Origin of the sequence: uncultured Succinivibrio sp., assembly GCF_902756765.1 — a bacterium.
GTDB lineage: Bacteria > Pseudomonadota > Gammaproteobacteria > Enterobacterales > Succinivibrionaceae > Succinivibrio.
In genome coordinates this window covers 1-15,366 of record NZ_CACVSS010000007.1, presented here as the reverse complement: position 1 = coordinate 15,366, position 15,366 = coordinate 1, and the positions used below count along the sequence as shown (strand labels likewise).

The 15,366-nt window shown below is 39.8% G+C and carries 13 protein-coding genes; 10 read left to right on the top strand and 3 right to left on the bottom strand.

Annotated features, from left to right (window positions below; all coding sequences use genetic code 11):
• The first annotated feature begins 25 nt into the window (after window positions 1-25).
• The 4 genes from dacB (at window position 26) to QZU45_RS01890 (ending at window position 4,906) form a co-directional block, all read left to right on the top strand.
• Window positions 26-1,510, top strand: a complete 1,485-nt coding sequence (gene dacB / locus QZU45_RS01905; protein WP_295350934.1) for a D-alanyl-D-alanine carboxypeptidase/D-alanyl-D-alanine-endopeptidase — start codon at window positions 26-28, stop codon at window positions 1,508-1,510.
• A gap of 112 nt (window positions 1,511-1,622) precedes the next feature.
• The gene (locus QZU45_RS01900) at window positions 1,623-2,834 is read left to right on the top strand and encodes a pyridoxal phosphate-dependent aminotransferase (protein WP_074839949.1); all 1,212 of its coding nucleotides are present in this window, start codon (window positions 1,623-1,625) and stop codon (window positions 2,832-2,834) included.
• A gap of 100 nt (window positions 2,835-2,934) precedes the next feature.
• Window positions 2,935-3,426 (top strand): DUF4357 domain-containing protein, encoded by a 492-nt coding sequence (locus QZU45_RS01895; RefSeq protein ID WP_074839951.1) that lies wholly within the window; start codon window positions 2,935-2,937, stop codon window positions 3,424-3,426.
• Window positions 3,427-3,442: 16 nt separating this feature from the next.
• Window positions 3,443-4,906, top strand: a complete 1,464-nt coding sequence (locus QZU45_RS01890; RefSeq protein WP_295350930.1) for a methyltransferase domain-containing protein — start codon at window positions 3,443-3,445, stop codon at window positions 4,904-4,906.
• Between the two features lie 78 nt (window positions 4,907-4,984).
• Here the strand turns inward: QZU45_RS01890 and QZU45_RS01885 are convergent, their stop codons facing one another.
• On the bottom strand, window positions 4,985-6,970 hold the full coding sequence (locus QZU45_RS01885) for a DEAD/DEAH box helicase (RefSeq protein WP_295350927.1): 1,986 nt from the start codon (window positions 6,968-6,970) through the stop codon (window positions 4,985-4,987).
• Window positions 6,971-7,521: 551 nt separating this feature from the next.
• Here QZU45_RS01885 and leuA point away from each other — a divergent pair.
• Genes leuA through leuD form a run of 4 tightly spaced genes read left to right on the top strand, consistent with a single transcriptional unit; the run spans window position 7,522 to window position 12,252 of the window.
• Window positions 7,522-9,087, top strand: a complete 1,566-nt coding sequence (leuA, locus tag QZU45_RS01880; RefSeq protein ID WP_295350924.1) for a 2-isopropylmalate synthase — start codon at window positions 7,522-7,524, stop codon at window positions 9,085-9,087.
• Between the two features lie 2 nt (window positions 9,088-9,089).
• Window positions 9,090-10,187: a 3-isopropylmalate dehydrogenase gene (gene leuB, locus QZU45_RS01875; protein WP_074839956.1), complete on the top strand. Its 1,098-nt coding sequence runs from the start codon at window positions 9,090-9,092 to the stop codon at window positions 10,185-10,187.
• A 37-nt stretch (window positions 10,188-10,224) separates the two neighbouring features.
• Window positions 10,225-11,628: a 3-isopropylmalate dehydratase large subunit gene (gene leuC, locus QZU45_RS01870; protein ID WP_074839958.1), complete on the top strand. Its 1,404-nt coding sequence runs from the start codon at window positions 10,225-10,227 to the stop codon at window positions 11,626-11,628.
• A 9-nt stretch (window positions 11,629-11,637) separates the two neighbouring features.
• The gene (gene leuD, locus QZU45_RS01865) at window positions 11,638-12,252 is read left to right on the top strand and encodes a 3-isopropylmalate dehydratase small subunit (protein ID WP_074839960.1); all 615 of its coding nucleotides are present in this window, start codon (window positions 11,638-11,640) and stop codon (window positions 12,250-12,252) included.
• Between the two features lie 39 nt (window positions 12,253-12,291).
• Here leuD and QZU45_RS01860 read toward each other — a convergent pair whose 3' ends face one another.
• Together QZU45_RS01860 and QZU45_RS01855 are read right to left on the bottom strand one after the other, a co-directional pair.
• Entirely contained in the window at window positions 12,292-13,056 is a 765-nt protein-coding gene (locus tag QZU45_RS01860) for a TSUP family transporter (protein ID WP_295350920.1), read from the bottom strand.
• 81 nt (window positions 13,057-13,137) lie between these two features.
• The gene (locus QZU45_RS01855) at window positions 13,138-14,160 is read right to left on the bottom strand and encodes an aldose epimerase family protein (protein WP_074839970.1); all 1,023 of its coding nucleotides are present in this window, start codon (window positions 14,158-14,160) and stop codon (window positions 13,138-13,140) included.
• Between the two features lie 235 nt (window positions 14,161-14,395).
• Between QZU45_RS01855 and nfsB the strand changes: the two genes are divergently transcribed.
• Window positions 14,396-15,040 (top strand): oxygen-insensitive NAD(P)H nitroreductase, encoded by a 645-nt coding sequence (nfsB, locus tag QZU45_RS01850; RefSeq protein WP_295350917.1) that lies wholly within the window; start codon window positions 14,396-14,398, stop codon window positions 15,038-15,040.
• An 8-nt stretch (window positions 15,041-15,048) separates the two neighbouring features.
• A complete protein-coding gene (locus QZU45_RS01845; RefSeq protein ID WP_074839965.1) occupies window positions 15,049-15,303 on the top strand; it encodes a TIGR03905 family TSCPD domain-containing protein in 255 nt (84 codons plus the stop codon).
• Window positions 15,304-15,366 lie beyond the last annotated feature (63 nt).

Genomic DNA, 15,366 nt, shown 5'->3' with positions numbered 1-15,366 from the left:
TAGATAACTTAACTTACGAAAAAAAATGAACAAATATTTAAAATTACTAGCAGCATCAGTGCTCCTATATTCATCTTCATCCATAGCTATAAAATCTACTCCAAATCCAATTCCTGGCTCTCAGATCGGTGTTGCGTATTTAAGACCAAATGACAACAATATTTATGGACAAAATATAGATACCTACATGCATCCTGCCTCAACCTTAAAGGTGATAACAGGACTAGCTGCAATTCTGTATTTAGGACACGATTACCGCTTCAAAACAAATCTTGAAGTTTCAACGAGACTAGTAAGCTCACAGGGTAATATCAAGGTAGACAGCAATGGAGTTCTGCAGGGAAATGTCCTAATTAAATTCGACGGGGATCCTAGCTTCACAACTCAGTCATACAGAACCCTCTTAAATACCCTTGCCACTGCAAGAGTCAAACAGATCACAGGGGATGTTATTATCGATGTAAGTAAGTTTGCAGGTATGTCCAAGGGTGAAGGCTGGTCATGGAATGATCTTCCAATCTGTTTTACCTCTCCTGCCAGCACCGCAATCATCAACAGAAACTGTGTGTTTGCCCAGCTCCAGCCAAATGGAATTGGAGAGATAGCAACTGCAAAGCTGACTTCTGCAAGTCCAATATCCATTCAGTCAGATGCTATCGGAGTTAAACAGTCTAACTACGGCGGCAACTGTGAACTCGAAGCCAACCTTTATATGAAAAATCAGTACCACATAACAGGATGTGTACCAGTTATAGGAAAGAATCAGCCCTGGCCATTATCTTTATCAGTATCTGATCCTGATCAGTGGGCAGTTGACTGGACTGACCAGATCCTAAAGGAAAAAGGAATCAGAGTTAAATCCATAAAAATCGCACGTTCGCCACAAGATGGATACACAACCGTAGGCTCAATTGAATCAAAGCCTATGTCAGAGCTGGTAAAATATATGCTGTACCGTTCAAATAACCTATATGCAGATGCTATCGCAAAAACCGTTGGAGCAGAATTCTATAAGCTACCTGCAACTTATCCTCGTACTACCAGAGCCTTAAGAGCAGTTCTTCAGAAATATGCCAATATCAATCTAGGAAACACCTACATTGTTGACGGCAACGGATTGTCTCCTCACAACCTGGTAACACCTCACAAAATGCTGGAAATTCTTGAATTCATCAATCTTAACGATGACAAAATCGGTTTTATCAAACTGCTACCTGTTGCAGATGAATCTGGAACACTTCACTGGAGAGCTTCAACAAAGAATCCTCCTCTGGGAAAGAACGTTACCGCCAAAACCGGTTCACTACAGAATGTTTCAAATCTCATGGGATTTATGAGAACAAAATCCGGCACTAGAGTTCCATTTGTGTTCTATACAAATTCTCTGTCATACGATCAGAAAACCAGAGATTTGGTTAAATATCACAAGATCGCTTCTCCTCATTTAGGCTATGAACGTTATGTACTAGAGCAGATTTATGATGAGAAAGTTATGGGAAGAGATTTCTGATCTAACTAATATTATTTTTAAGCCCCGTGAGCTTCATGTTCACTAAAAGGGCTTTATGTTGTAAAATCAAGTTTACTCAAAACCAATAATAAATACGGTGTAAAAACTTAATATGAAATTACTACAAAAATCTCACAAACTTGATAATGTTTGTTATGACATCCGAGGAAAAATCCATCAAGAAGCTTTAAGAATGGAAGAAGAAGGACAGAGAATCCTCAAATTAAACATCGGTAACACCGCGCCATTTGGTTTTGAGGCGCCAGAAGAAGTAGTCCGTGATGTAATCAGAAATATTCCAAACTCTCAGGGCTACTGCGAATCAAACGGAATTTTCTCTGCCCGTAAGGCTATTGCTCAGTACTATCAGCAGAAAGGACTGAAAAACGTTGATGCTGATGATATCTTTATTGGAAATGGCGCATCAGAGCTTATCACCATGACCATGAACGCACTGCTAAACAATGGTGACGAGGTGTTAGTTCCTGCCCCAGATTATCCTCTATGGACTGCAGCAATCAATCTTGCCGGAGGTAAGGCTGTTCACTACATGTGTGATGAACAGGCTAATTGGTATCCAGATCTTGAAGATATGAAAAAGAAATTAAGCTCAAGAACTGTAGGTATCGTTCTAATCAACCCAAATAACCCAACCGGTGCAGTTTACCCTACTCCAATTCTTCAGGAAATTGTTGAGTTTGCAAGACAGAATGATTTAGTTATTTTTGCTGACGAAATCTACGACAAGATCTTATATGATGATGTTGCCCACAGAAGTATCTGCACCCTTGCAGATGACGTTACAATTGTAACATTCAATGGTCTTTCAAAGGTATACCGTGCATGTGGTTTCAGAATGGGCTGGATTCTGATTACTGGTCCAGAGAAGAGAAATAAGGGCTTCCTGGATGGAATCAAGATCATGATGGCAATGAGACTATGTGCCAACGTTCCTCTGCAGCATGCCATTCAGACCGCTTTAGGTGGATATCAGAGTATCAACGAGCTGATTATTCCAGGCGGACGTCTATATCAGCAGAGAGCAGCAATGTATGAGAGACTGAACTCCATTGATGGAATTTCAGTTGTAAAACCTCACGGTGCACTATACATGTTCCCTAAGATTGACAAGAAGTTCAATATTAAAGATGATCAGAAATTCGCTATGGATCTGCTACGTCAGGAAAAAATGCTGATTGTTCAGGGTACAGGATTCAACTGGCCAGAGCCAAACCATTTCAGAATGGTATTCCTGCCTTCAATTGACATCATTAATGATGCCTGTGATCGACTTGAACATTTCTTAAAGACATATCGTCAATAAGCTACGAAAAATCACATTATTAACAGAAGGGACTGCCTATGCAGTCCCTTTTCTATGATAAAATTGTCATAAATAACGTAATAATAATCAGCATCTATTTATGGCAGAAAAAGAAGTAAGTTTTATAACAGATCTTCAGGGCAAGAAAACACACGCTATTTTGCCTATCAACGTATATAACCAGCTGATTGCCCTGCGTGAGCTTGTAAAAAACACCGCACCTTTGGGAGCTCACGAAATTTATACATTCAGTATCAGAAACATAAGTGCAAAAGGATACCCTGAAGGGACACGAAGCAAACCTCATTTTGTGGTATTAAAAGGTTCTCAGGCAGTTCTACAGCCAGTCGAATCAGTACCACAGAATATCAGCAATATAAGAGAAGCTTTGCTTTCTGACGGGACATTGGAATTAGATCCTGTAAATAACTGTTTTATTTTTGCAAAAGATCTCAAGTTCAAAAGTGCAAGTGCCGCTGCTGCAATAGTTGCAGGCAACGTAAGAAACGGACTTGATGTATGGTTAAACAGAGAAGGATTCACCTTAAAGGAATCTGGTTACGGACTAAAGAAAAACAAGCGTGCTAAATAAGAATTGAGAGGTCATTATGACATTTGAAAAGAAAGAAAGCAGAAAAACTTCTGCAAGTTATAAAAACAAAAATAAAACTGTAGCACACTCAAATAATCAAAAGGATAATCAGACCGAATTCAAAAAGGACAGAAAATTCTCAGGCAAGAAGGATTTTGCAAGAAACAGCGATAACAAGAGAGCCTCATTCAAACCAAGAAATACAGATAAAACAAGATTGAGAGAAGAAAGTAGACTTGCTGATACTCAGGCACATACAGAACATGTAAAACGCAAAGGTTTTTCCGAATTCCAGTTAAGACTTGTAACCTCAATTCTTGAGGATGTACTTGTAATGCACAACTCTCTGGATAGAGCCTATGCGTTCTGGTTTAACAAGGTAAAAATTGATCCTGTCGAACAGGGATTCCTGATTAAACAGATTAACTTTATGTTCTCAAGACTATCTTTATTTGCCTTTGTGTCTAATTTAAAGAGACCTTCCGATTTTGAACGACATGTTGGCAGACTTACCTTTGCCTACTGTGCATACAAAGACTGGCCGCTTCCTGAACTTGAGGGGGAAGAGGGATTTGATCGAAGAGGTTTAAAAAAACGTATCGCAGAAGCTAAAGACGATCCTTTATACAATGATGGCTGTCCTCTGTGGTTACAGGAACTTGGCTACTCTGAATTAAAAGCTAAATGGGATGAGGAACGTAAAGCTTTGGGAGGTGAATCTCATCGCTACATCAGAACCAACACTATCAAGGGAACTCGTGATGAGCTTGCTCATAAACTGACAGAAGAAGGGGTTGTTACAAAATCTGTAGCAGGAGTACCTCTTGCTTTGGAAGTGACCTCAAATTCTGCACTATTCAGAACAAAGTCCTTTAAGGAAGGTTTATTCGAGCAGCAGGATGCCGGTTCTCAGCTGATTGGACAGTTTGTCGATGCCAAGAGTGGAGAAAGGGTTATTGATGCCTGCGCAGGCTCAGGAGGTAAAACTCTCCAGCTTGCAGCATCCATGGAAGGTAAAGGTGTTATCGTTGCCATGGACACCGAAGGATGGAAACTTGAGGATCTGAAAAAGAGAGCAAAGAGAGCAGGAGCCTTTAATATTGAACCAAGACTGATTGATTCAACTAAAGTTATCAAAAGAATGACCGAATCCGCAGATAAGGTACTGATTGACGCTCCTTGTTCAGGAACAGGTGTAATCAGAAGAATGCCAGATTCAAAGTGGAGAGATGGTCGCGAACACTTAAAAGAGCTAAGAGAAATACAGGCAGATATCCTTGAACGATATAGCAAAATGGCTAAAGTCGGTGGATTCGTGGTTTATTCAACCTGTTCAATTCTGCCATCAGAAAATGAAAAGCAGATCGAAAAGTTCCTTGAAAACAATCAGGGTAAATTTGAACTTGTAGAAGATAAACACATTATGCCATCATCAGGATTTGATGGTTTCTACATGGCAAAATTAAAGAGAATCGGTTAACAAAAAAGGACTTACGGCCTTTTCCAAGTTTTAAAATCCCACTGTATTAGTGGGATTATTTATGTCTTATATCAGATTTTAAAAGCCTTCTCTTCTTCCTGAGAATGAAGATCTGAATCCTGATTTAGAGCCTTTATCACCTCTCTTAAAACGACCTCTGTCTGAGCCGAAATCAAGACGTTCTCTTCTATCAGAACGGGATCCTCTTGAACTTCCTTCAAATTTTTTGAAATCTCTTCCAGAATGCTGTCCCTGACGATCAAATTTTTCTTCACCAAAGCGACCGCCCTTTCTGTTTCTATCTCTGCTACCACGGGAACGAGGAGGTTCTGCAGTATATAAACGCAGATCTAAAGGTCTACCACAAACTCTTGCCTGAGCAAGGATATGCATGGTGTCCTTTGGCATACCGTCTGGAAGATCTACTGTGGTAAAAGTATCGAAAATGGAGATCTCACCAATAAACTTAGACTCGATATTACCTTCATTAGCGATAGCACCAACGATCTGACCTGGTTTTACGCCATCCTTTCTTCCAACAGCAACTCTGAAACGAACCATTGCCATCTCAGGATACTCACGTAATGGAGCGGCTTCAGCTGATGGAAGACCTCTTCTCTGACCTCTTTCTGAATAATTGTCATCGTCAAAGGTTCTCATACGAGGCTCAGGCTTAGAATCATCTAAAAGTAGAGTGCCATCCTTCTGAACCATCTTTGCTAAGGCTGCACACAGGGTTTCAACCTCAATTGAGTCATCAGACAGAAGTTCTGAGATAACCTCTTCATACATTTCAAGATTGCCTTCGGCAATGGTTTCCATAACCTGATTTTTGAAGTTCTCAAGACGAGCTTTGTTAACATCGGCAACAGAAGGCATCTGCATAGGTTCAATCTTCTGACCGGTTACTCTTTCAATCAAGCGAAGAGCTCTTCTCTCTCGAGGTGATACAAACAAAATTGCCTCACCAGTTCTGCCGGCACGTCCTGTTCTGCCGATACGGTGAACATATGACTCGGCATCATAAGGAATATCGTAGTTAAATACGTGAGTGATTCTATCGACATCCAGACCACGGGCTGCAACATCCGTTGCAATAATGATATCAAGTTGACCAGCCTTCAGTCTGTCGATAATCTTCTCACGCTGACGCTGTGGAATATCACCATGTAAAGCAGCACAGGCAAGACCACGGGCCATAAGCTTATTAGAGACATCTTCAGCATCAGTTTTGGTTCTAACGAACACAATTACTGCGTCGTAGTTCTCAACCTCCAGAATACGAGTCATTGCATCAATTTTATGAGCTCCTGATGCAATCCAGTATCTCTGATGAACGGTTGTTGCTGTTGTAGTCTTAGACTCAATTCTCACATCAACAGGATCTGTTAGATGATTCTTGGCAATCTTAGCGATAACAGGAGGCATGGTTGCTGAGAAAAGTACAGTCTGTCTTGAATCAGGTGTATTGCTCAAAATCCAGTCCACGTCATCGATAAAGCCCATTCTAAGCATCTCATCAGCTTCATCAATAACCATAAATGAAAGATTGGACAGATCTACCTTGCCGCGCTCAATCAGATCGATAAGACGACCTGGTGTTGCAACAACAACCTGAGCTCCGTGTCTTAATGTTCTGATCTGATTCTCGTATGAGGCACCACCATAAATAGGTGCAACTCTAAAATCCTTAATATACTTTGAAAAACTCTGGCATGCTTCAGCTGACTGAATTGCAAGTTCACGAGTAGGCTCAAGAATTAAGGCCTGAATGCAGTTTCTTTTGCAGTCTATTCTAGAAAGAATTGGCAGTGAGAAGGCTGCTGTTTTGCCGGTACCGGTCTGAGCCTGACCAATCATATCTTTTCCAGATAGAACAACCGGAATTGATCTTTCCTGAATTGGGGTTGGAGATTCAAAACCAAGGTCGTGAACAGCGTGAAGTACTTCTTTACTTAAGCCTAAATCGTCAAATGTAACGATTGCCTCTTCAGACTGTGAAACCAATAAACTCTCGTCGCCGCCAACAGTGGTAGCGATATTTTTTTCAATTAACTCTGACATTTTTGCTCCGAAAAAAGAGGAGCGTCCCTTCTTAACGATATGATCTATATGACCTATAGATTAACTAATCTGAAAATACTATACAGACACACATAAATGAGCCAAAAACCCGCGGCTCAAGAAAAGAAAAATAGACACGCCTCAAAACTAATCGTGCAATTATACTTAAATTGTGACCAATGTTGCAATATTTTATTTAGTTAATTATACAAAACTCTTTTATATATTGATTTATAAGCTAAACTTCCATTAGCTTCATTCACTACAAAAAGCATATTTTTTGCGAATAATTTTCTCTGCGTCACATTTATACGTTTTTTTACAAAATAACCTATTTTTGCAATATTAATGTTGCACTAAAATATTACATATTTAACACTAATTGCATTATTTTAATTAGCAATTTCAATAAGTTGATTTTTTATTAAATATATTTTTGTATTATTTTATTGAATTGCAATTCTCTAGTGTTATGATGTCAAAAATAAAATACACTGTTTAATTTATTTTTTTACAAAACAAACGAATTTTGCAAAATAAGGAACGGTAATATGGGAACTTCAGATAAAAACCGAGTCATTATTTTTGATACAACACTAAGAGACGGTGAACAGGCTCTTCAGCAGTCTCTTACAGCGAAACAGAAACTTCAGATTGCGCTATGCCTTGAACAGCTGGGTGTTGATGTTATTGAAGCAGGCTTCCCTATTTCATCTCCAGGAGATCTTCAATCTGTAAGAGAGATTGGACTTGCAGTGAAAAATTCTACAGTATGTGGTCTTTCAAGAGCTTTGGATAAAGATATTGACGCCTGCTACGAGGCTCTCCACGGAATCGACCACTATCGAATTCACACCTTTATTGCAACCTCTGATGTGCATGTTAAAGATAAACTGAAAAAAGGTTTTGACGACGTTGTAGAAATGGCAGTAAAAGCTGTTAAAAGAGCAAGAAACTACACTGATGATGTAGAGTTCTCTTGTGAAGATGCCGGCAGAACACCTATAGACCACCTTTGCCGAATGGTGGAGAATGCAATCAAGGCAGGTGCCACCACTATCAATATCCCCGATACCGTAGGTTACACCCTACCATATGAGTTCGGTGGCATTATCAAGACTTTATTCAACAGAGTGCCTAACATTGATAAAGCAACAATCTCTGTTCACTGCCACAATGATTTGGGTATGGCAACAGCAAATTCACTTTCAGCTGTAATTGAGGGCGCTCGTCAGATCGAATGTACAGTAAACGGACTTGGTGAACGAGCCGGAAATACCTCATTAGAGGAAGTTGTAATGGCAATGAAGCTTCGCGAACAGTATATGAAAGGTGTATATACCAATATTGTTACCGAAAATATTGCCAGAGCATCTCAGGTTGTATCAGGCATTACCAATGAACCAGTACCAAGTCATAAGGCTATTGTTGGCTCAAATGCCTTCGCTCACAGTTCAGGAATTCATCAGGATGGTGTACTCAAGAACAAGAGCACATATGAAATTCTAACACCACAGAGCGTTGGCTTTAAAGAAAACAATATGCATATGACAGCACGCTCTGGCAGACATATGATCAAGGCTGTACTGGAAAAACTTGGATATAGAGAAAATTCATACAATCTAGATGATGTATATGCAAGATTCCTAAAGCTTGCAGATCGTAAAGGACAGGTATTTGATTACGATCTTGAAGCATTACTGTTTCTCTCACATGAACAGGAGGAAGAATCACAGTTTGAGCTTGATAACCTGACAGTACTTTCCGGAGGAAAGAATATCATTCCTACTGCAACTGTTAGACTGAAGATAGGAAAGAGAACCAGAACTGACTCTGGTACAGGAAATGGTCCTATTGATGCAGTATTCAACTGCATTGCAAGACTTACAGGCATTAAGCTTCAGCTGGACAATTTTGTGATTTCCGCAAAGGGTTCAGGTATGAATGCCCAGGGTCAGGTAGACGTGGACGTAATCTATGATGGCAGCCATTACCACGGAAAAGGACTTTCAACTGATGTCATCGAGTCATCAGCTCTGGCATTGATTTCAGCATGTAACAGTATCTACAGAGCCCAGCTTGTTAAAGAAGAAAAGAATGAAAAGGAGAACGTATAGAAATGGCTAATAATTATAAGATTGCAGTTTTGGCTGGTGACGGCATTGGTCCAGAAGTAATGGCAGAAGCATTAAAAGTTCTTGATGCTGTACAGAAAAAATTCGGCTTTACTCTTGAATATAAAAAAGAACTTGTTGGAGGCTGTGCAATCGATGAATGCGGTACTCCTCTGCCAGAGCAGACAATGGCAGCCTGTAAATGGGCAGACGCAATCTTATTCGGTTCCGTAGGCGGACCTAAATGGAACCACCTCCCAAATTCACAGAGACCAGAAGCAGGTGCTCTTCTACCTTTAAGAAAAGAGTTTTCCTTATTCTGTAATTTCAGACCGGCAAAGATTTATCAGGGACTTGGTTCACTATCTCCATTGAGAGCAGATATCGCAATGCGTGGATTTGACATGCTTTGTGTTCGAGAACTGACTGGAGGCATTTATTTCGGTCAGCCAAAGGGAAGAGAAGGCACTGGACCTCAGGAAAAAGCCTTCGATACCGAAATTTATCACCGTTTTGAAATTGAACGTATTGCAAAGATCGCTTTTGAAGCAGCTCGTTTGAGAAGAAAGAAAGTTACCTCTGTTGATAAGTCAAATGTTCTTCAGAGTTCTGTTCTGTGGAGAGAGGTTGTAAACGAAATCGCAAAAGACTACCCAGATGTTGAGCTTGAACACATCTACGTGGATAACGCAACCATGCAGCTTGTTAAGGCTCCATCTCAGTTTGACGTAATGCTATGCTCAAATATGTTTGGAGATATTCTTTCAGATGAATGCGCAATGATAACCGGTTCAATGGGAATGCTACCTTCAGCATCTCTTGGAGAAGGCGGTTTTGGTCTTTATGAGCCTGCTGGTGGTTCCGCACCTGATATTGCAGGAAAGAACATTGCAAATCCTGTTGCTCAAATTCTCTCTGCTGCTCTGATGTTACGCTACTCATTAAAAGAATATGATGCAGCACAGTGTATCGAAGATGCAGTTGCCAAAGTACTTAAGAACGGTTATCTGACCACTGATTTGATGGAAAGCGGTGCATCACCTTATCCAGCACAGTCAACCTCAGATATGGGCAACAGAATAGCAGAAGAAATAAGCAGATAGGCTTTCATAAGATTATTAGAACACATAGGTTTTTAAAATGGGAAAAACACTTTATCAGAAGGTTTATGACAGCCATATTGTCTTTGAACAGGAAGGCGAGTTACCAACCCTATATATAGACAGACAGCTTGTACATGAAGTTACCTCTCCTCAGGCATTCTCAGGAATAGAGAATTCAGGAAGAAAACTTCACAGACCAGATTTACATCTGGCAACCATGGATCATGATATCTCCACTAGGGAACAGACAATTGAAGCATGCTCTCCAATGGCTCAGGAACAGATTCGTGCATTAATGAGAAACACAGAGAAGTTTGGAGTTAAGTTCTTTGGCTTTGGCGATGATAACCAGGGAGTTGTTCATATCATTGGACCTCAGACCGGTTTTACGCTACCTGGTACTACCCTGGTATGCGGAGATTCTCATACAGCAACACACGGTGCATTCGGAGCCCTGGCATTTGGAATCGGTACCTCAGAAGTTGAGCATGTAATGGCAACACAGACCTTGAAACAGGGACGCCTTAAGACAATGAAAATCAACTGCAGAGGATCTCTCAAAAAAGGAGTTTATGCAAAGGATCTGATCCTAGCTATCATTGCAAAGCTTACCACAGCAGGTGGAACCGGATATGCAGTGGAGTTCTGTGGTGAAGCGGTAAGAGCCTTATCTATGGAAGGAAGAATGACACTATCCAACATGGCTATTGAATTTGGCGCAAAGGCTGGCATGATTGCACCAGATGAAACCACCTTTGAGTACCTGAAGGGAAGAATGTTCTCTCCTAAGGGAGAAGAATTCGATAAGGCCGTTGAATACTGGAGGACCTTAAAATCAGACGATGATGCTGTTTTTGATAAGGAAGTAACCATAGAAGCTTCTGAACTTGAACCTTTCGTAACCTGGGGAACAAATCCAGGACAGGGAGCACCAATCACCTCCACAGTCCCTTCTCCTTCAGATTACACCGATCAGGTTGTAGCAAAATCCTGCTCAGATGCGCTTGATTATATCGGACTTAAAAGTGGCGATAAACTCATTGGAACTCCAGTTGATTATGTCTTCATTGGCTCATGTACAAACGGAAGATTAGAAGATTTCAGAGAAGCTGCTAAGGTTCTGAAAGGGCATAAGATTGCTAAAAACATTCAGCTGGCAATAGCAGTTCCAGGTTCAGGATGGGTAAAACGACAGGCCGAAGCAGAAGGTCTAGATAAAATCTTTATTGAGGCAGGTTTTGAGTGGAGACAGCCAGGCTGTTCAATGTGTCTTGCCATGAATGATGATAAGGCTCCTTCAGGCATTCGTGTTGCCTCAACATCAAACCGAAACTTCGTTGGAAGACAGGGAAAAGGCTCAAAGACTCATCTTATGAGTCCTGCAACTGCTGCAGCCTGTGCTATTAAAGGCGCCCTTGCTGATGTAAGAGAATTTATCTAGGAGGAAAATATGCAGAAATTTACAGTTCATACAGGTGTTGCAGTTCCACTAGACTCAGCAAACATTGATACAGACCAGATTATTCCTAAGCAGTTCCTGCTTGCAGTAGACAGAAATGGTTTCGGAGCACATCTGTTTCATGACTGGCGCTATCTTGATGATGAGGAAAAACAGCCAAATCCAGAATTTAATCTGAATAAACCTGAATTTAAAGGAGCAAGTATTCTGGTAGCAAGAGACAATTTTGGAAATGGTTCTTCAAGAGAACATGCTCCATGGGCTTTAATGGGTTATGGTTTTAGAGCTGTTATCGCCCCTTCATTTGCAGATATTTTCTACAACAACTCACTTGGAAATGGTCTGCTGCCATTGAAACTGACAGCGCAGGAAGTTGATGAGATATTCAAGGTACTGCAAAAGAAACCTGGTACAGAAATAACCATCTCTCTTGAGGATATGACAGTCAAATGCGGAGAGCTTAATTTTAAATTTGAGTTGGATCCTTTCCGCAGACACTGTATGCTTGAGGGCTTAGATGCAATTTCATTAACCCTGCAGCATGAAAAGGAAATCAGTGATTACGAGTCCAGAATGCCAGAGTGGATGGCTCACGGGACAAAATAAAAACATCTAATATTCAGCACCAAATCTGGTGCTGAATTTCTATGAAAGTAAATCCCAGCAGAGCTTAGCCTCAAAAAGAGCAATCACAAGAAGCATTATCAGTTTTGTTCCCTTCATTCCCTTTCTGACAAAGAAAGAACATCCCACATAGTTTCCAGCGATATTAAACAAGCCGGCAATTAGTCCCATATATATAACAACAGAACCATGGTGAAGGAACACTGATAAAGCGGCAATGTTTGTAGTCAGATTAATTGCCTTTGTTAAGCCGTTAGCATTCTGTACTGAGTATTTTGCCAAAGCACAAAAACCTAATAACAGAAAGGTACCAGTACCTGGCCCATAAATTCCGTCATAGATACCAACAAAGAAAGCTATCATTGCGCAGGTTAAGACTACGTATAGACGACTGTATTTACTCTGATCTGGCTCACCGAATTTTCTGTATCTTAGAAGATAAAAAGCGGTTAAGGGAAGGATAACCATGATAGAAATCTTAAGAGCCATATCTGGTATCCACAGTACAAGTTCAGCTCCGATAGATGATCCGAGAATAGCAAAAATTACAGCTACAGCAGCATCTTTATATCTGATATAACCAAGTTTTGCGTATCTTAGAGTCGCAAGAAAGGTTCCCATAGTGCTTGAGAGCTTGTTCGTTCCCAATGCCAGATGAGGGGGAAGTCCGGATAATAGATAAGCAGGAAGAGAAATGAATCCGCCTCCGCCTCCGACTGCATCAATAAAGCCAGCAAGAAAGATAAGAGGACAAGCAACAAGGAAGAAATATATGTCTAAAACCATTTTTTTACCTCAGTCTTAGACATATTTTACTATATGTATAACAGGATCTATAGATGGATATAGAGCCTGCATTCTGAAAAATTAGCTGAATTTATAAATAATTGACTTAACCAGAGGCTTTTCTGGAGTAACAATTGGATTTAAATCAGCAAACTGTGGAAGATGAGGACAGTCAGGATAGAATTCTGGCTCAATACAAACTGCGCACTGATCCTTATAAATTAAACCATTATCTCTTGCCTCGATAGCACTATCCCCCTGATTTACATAATTACCGGTATACATCTGGAATGCAGGATAATCAGTATACATTTCAAGAGAAAGCTTTCTGTCGTCTGAAGTTAGCTTGATGAAAGGATTGTTAATGTCACCTTTAATCAGGAATGGATGATCATAGCCTAAAGCTGCAGTCATCTGGTCATCTTTTCTGAAATCACGGGCTAATGTTTTCTCGGAAGTAAAATCAAAAGCTCCACCTGCTACCTTTCTGACCTCTCCTGTAGGAATAGAAGTGTCATCTAAAGGAAGGAATTCTGTAGAATCCATCTTAACGGTATGATTCAGCACAGAGCTGTTAACACCATTCAGATTAAAGTATGCATGGTTGGTAATACATGCATAGCACTTGGCATCACATTTTCCAACATACTCAACCTTAAGCTCATTCTCCTCTGACACAGTATAAACAACAGTCAGGTCGAAATTGCCAGGAAATCCCATATCACCATCAGGAGAATGCAGTGTATAGGTTAATGAACTTGCTGATTTTGAAAGTAGCTTGAAACGTCTCTTGTCAAAACCGTCAACACCACCATGCAGACAGTGTTTTGCCCCTGAATTCAACTTATACTTTTTGCCATCAATTTCGAATTCAGAATTTGCTATTCTATTTGCAAATCTTCCAATAGTTGCATTGAAAAAACAGCTCTGCTTTGACCAGTCAGAAGGATCTTTAAGTCCTAATACAACTTCTCTTGAAGATTCGCCCTTTACAGGAACCTTACAGGAAATGATTGTTGCACCCCAGTCCATTACAGTTACAGACATTCCCTTAGAATTTGAGATTGTTTCCAGATTTGGATTTACTGAATACTGTTCGCTCATTTTGTATTCCTTATCATGTTGTCTATTATTGTGAATATTTTTATATTCTTCATTTTTACATACAGCGGTCATTATAAACAGAATTCTTTTGAAACATGTAAGCGTTTACAATAAATAGTGATATGTATCAAAAAAACTAATAAATTCTCTCGCTAGCTAATAAGAATTATTGATTTTTTTGTAATAAAATATCAAAAACAATAATAATTTAATACAATCGATTTCGGAGATAATTATGGATTTTCTTGATATATCAAAGCAACGCTATACAACAAAACATTATGATCCAACAAGAAAAATTTCAGATAAGGATATGAAAGATTTACTAGAAGTGCTAAGACTTGCACCTTCTGCAGTAAACATTCAGCCATGGCATTTCTACGTAGGATCAACAAAGAAAGCCAAGGAGAAGATCCTTCCTGCAATTCCAGATTTCAATATTCCTAGAATACAGGACTGCTCACATTTCGTGGTTCTCTGTGCAAAAAACAAGATTACAGATCAGGAATTAACAGCAATTACTCAGAAAGAAGATCAGGATGGCAGATATCCTAAAAAAGAAATCAGAGATACCGTTGATTCGCACAGAAAAATCTTTGCTCATATGCATGAGGAGCAGGGAGATTTTGCACAATGGACGGCCAAACAGACATATATTGCAATGACTGCCCTGCTCTATGCAGCAGCGTCAAAAGGCATCGACAGCACTCCTATTGAGGGAATGGATTTTGAGAAAACAGATGAAATCTTAAATCTTAAGAATAAAAACCTAAAATCTGTTATGATTGTCGCCCTAGGATATCGAGCAGAAAACGATTCAAATGCCGATAGACCTAAATCACGATTAAGCTATGATGAAGTTATTTCATCAATTGACTAGGTTATTACATGTTTGAATATACAACACACGGAACCTGCTGTAAGAAAATCTTCGTGCAACTGAATGAGAACATTATTGAAGATGTTAAATTTATCGGTGGCTGCGATGGTAACCTTAAAGCAATTCGCAAACTTGTTATTGGCAAGGAAGCAAAGGATATAATTGAATTATTAAGAGGAAATGAATGTAGAAACAAGGGTACCTCATGTGCAGATCAGCTGACATATGCCCTTGAAGAAGCTCTTAAAACCAGTTCAAACTAATTCTTTTCGAAAAATAACATACATTGGACGATATGGAAAAAAACTTATCGTCCAACTTTTTTT

Excerpts from the sequence above, each read along its gene's own strand:
- dacB (WP_295350934.1), top strand. The coding sequence starts at position 26 with ATGAACAAATATTTAAAATTACTAGCAGCATCAGTGCTCCTATATTCA.
- nfsB (WP_295350917.1), top strand. The coding sequence starts at position 14,396 with ATGGATTTTCTTGATATATCAAAGCAACGCTATACAACAAAACATTAT.
- leuA (WP_295350924.1), top strand. The coding sequence starts at position 7,522 with ATGGGAACTTCAGATAAAAACCGAGTCATTATTTTTGATACAACACTA.
- QZU45_RS01855 (WP_074839970.1), bottom strand. The coding sequence starts at position 14,160 with ATGAGCGAACAGTATTCAGTAAATCCAAATCTGGAAACAATCTCAAAT.
- QZU45_RS01900 (WP_074839949.1), top strand. The coding sequence starts at position 1,623 with ATGAAATTACTACAAAAATCTCACAAACTTGATAATGTTTGTTATGAC.
- leuC (WP_074839958.1), top strand. The coding sequence starts at position 10,225 with ATGGGAAAAACACTTTATCAGAAGGTTTATGACAGCCATATTGTCTTT.
- leuB (WP_074839956.1), top strand. The coding sequence starts at position 9,090 with ATGGCTAATAATTATAAGATTGCAGTTTTGGCTGGTGACGGCATTGGT.
- QZU45_RS01895 (WP_074839951.1), top strand. The coding sequence starts at position 2,935 with ATGGCAGAAAAAGAAGTAAGTTTTATAACAGATCTTCAGGGCAAGAAA.
- QZU45_RS01885 (WP_295350927.1), bottom strand. The coding sequence starts at position 6,970 with ATGTCAGAGTTAATTGAAAAAAATATCGCTACCACTGTTGGCGGCGAC.
- QZU45_RS01890 (WP_295350930.1), top strand. The coding sequence starts at position 3,443 with ATGACATTTGAAAAGAAAGAAAGCAGAAAAACTTCTGCAAGTTATAAA.
- leuD (WP_074839960.1), top strand. The coding sequence starts at position 11,638 with ATGCAGAAATTTACAGTTCATACAGGTGTTGCAGTTCCACTAGACTCA.
- QZU45_RS01860 (WP_295350920.1), bottom strand. The coding sequence starts at position 13,056 with ATGGTTTTAGACATATATTTCTTCCTTGTTGCTTGTCCTCTTATCTTT.
- QZU45_RS01845 (WP_074839965.1), top strand. The coding sequence starts at position 15,049 with ATGTTTGAATATACAACACACGGAACCTGCTGTAAGAAAATCTTCGTG.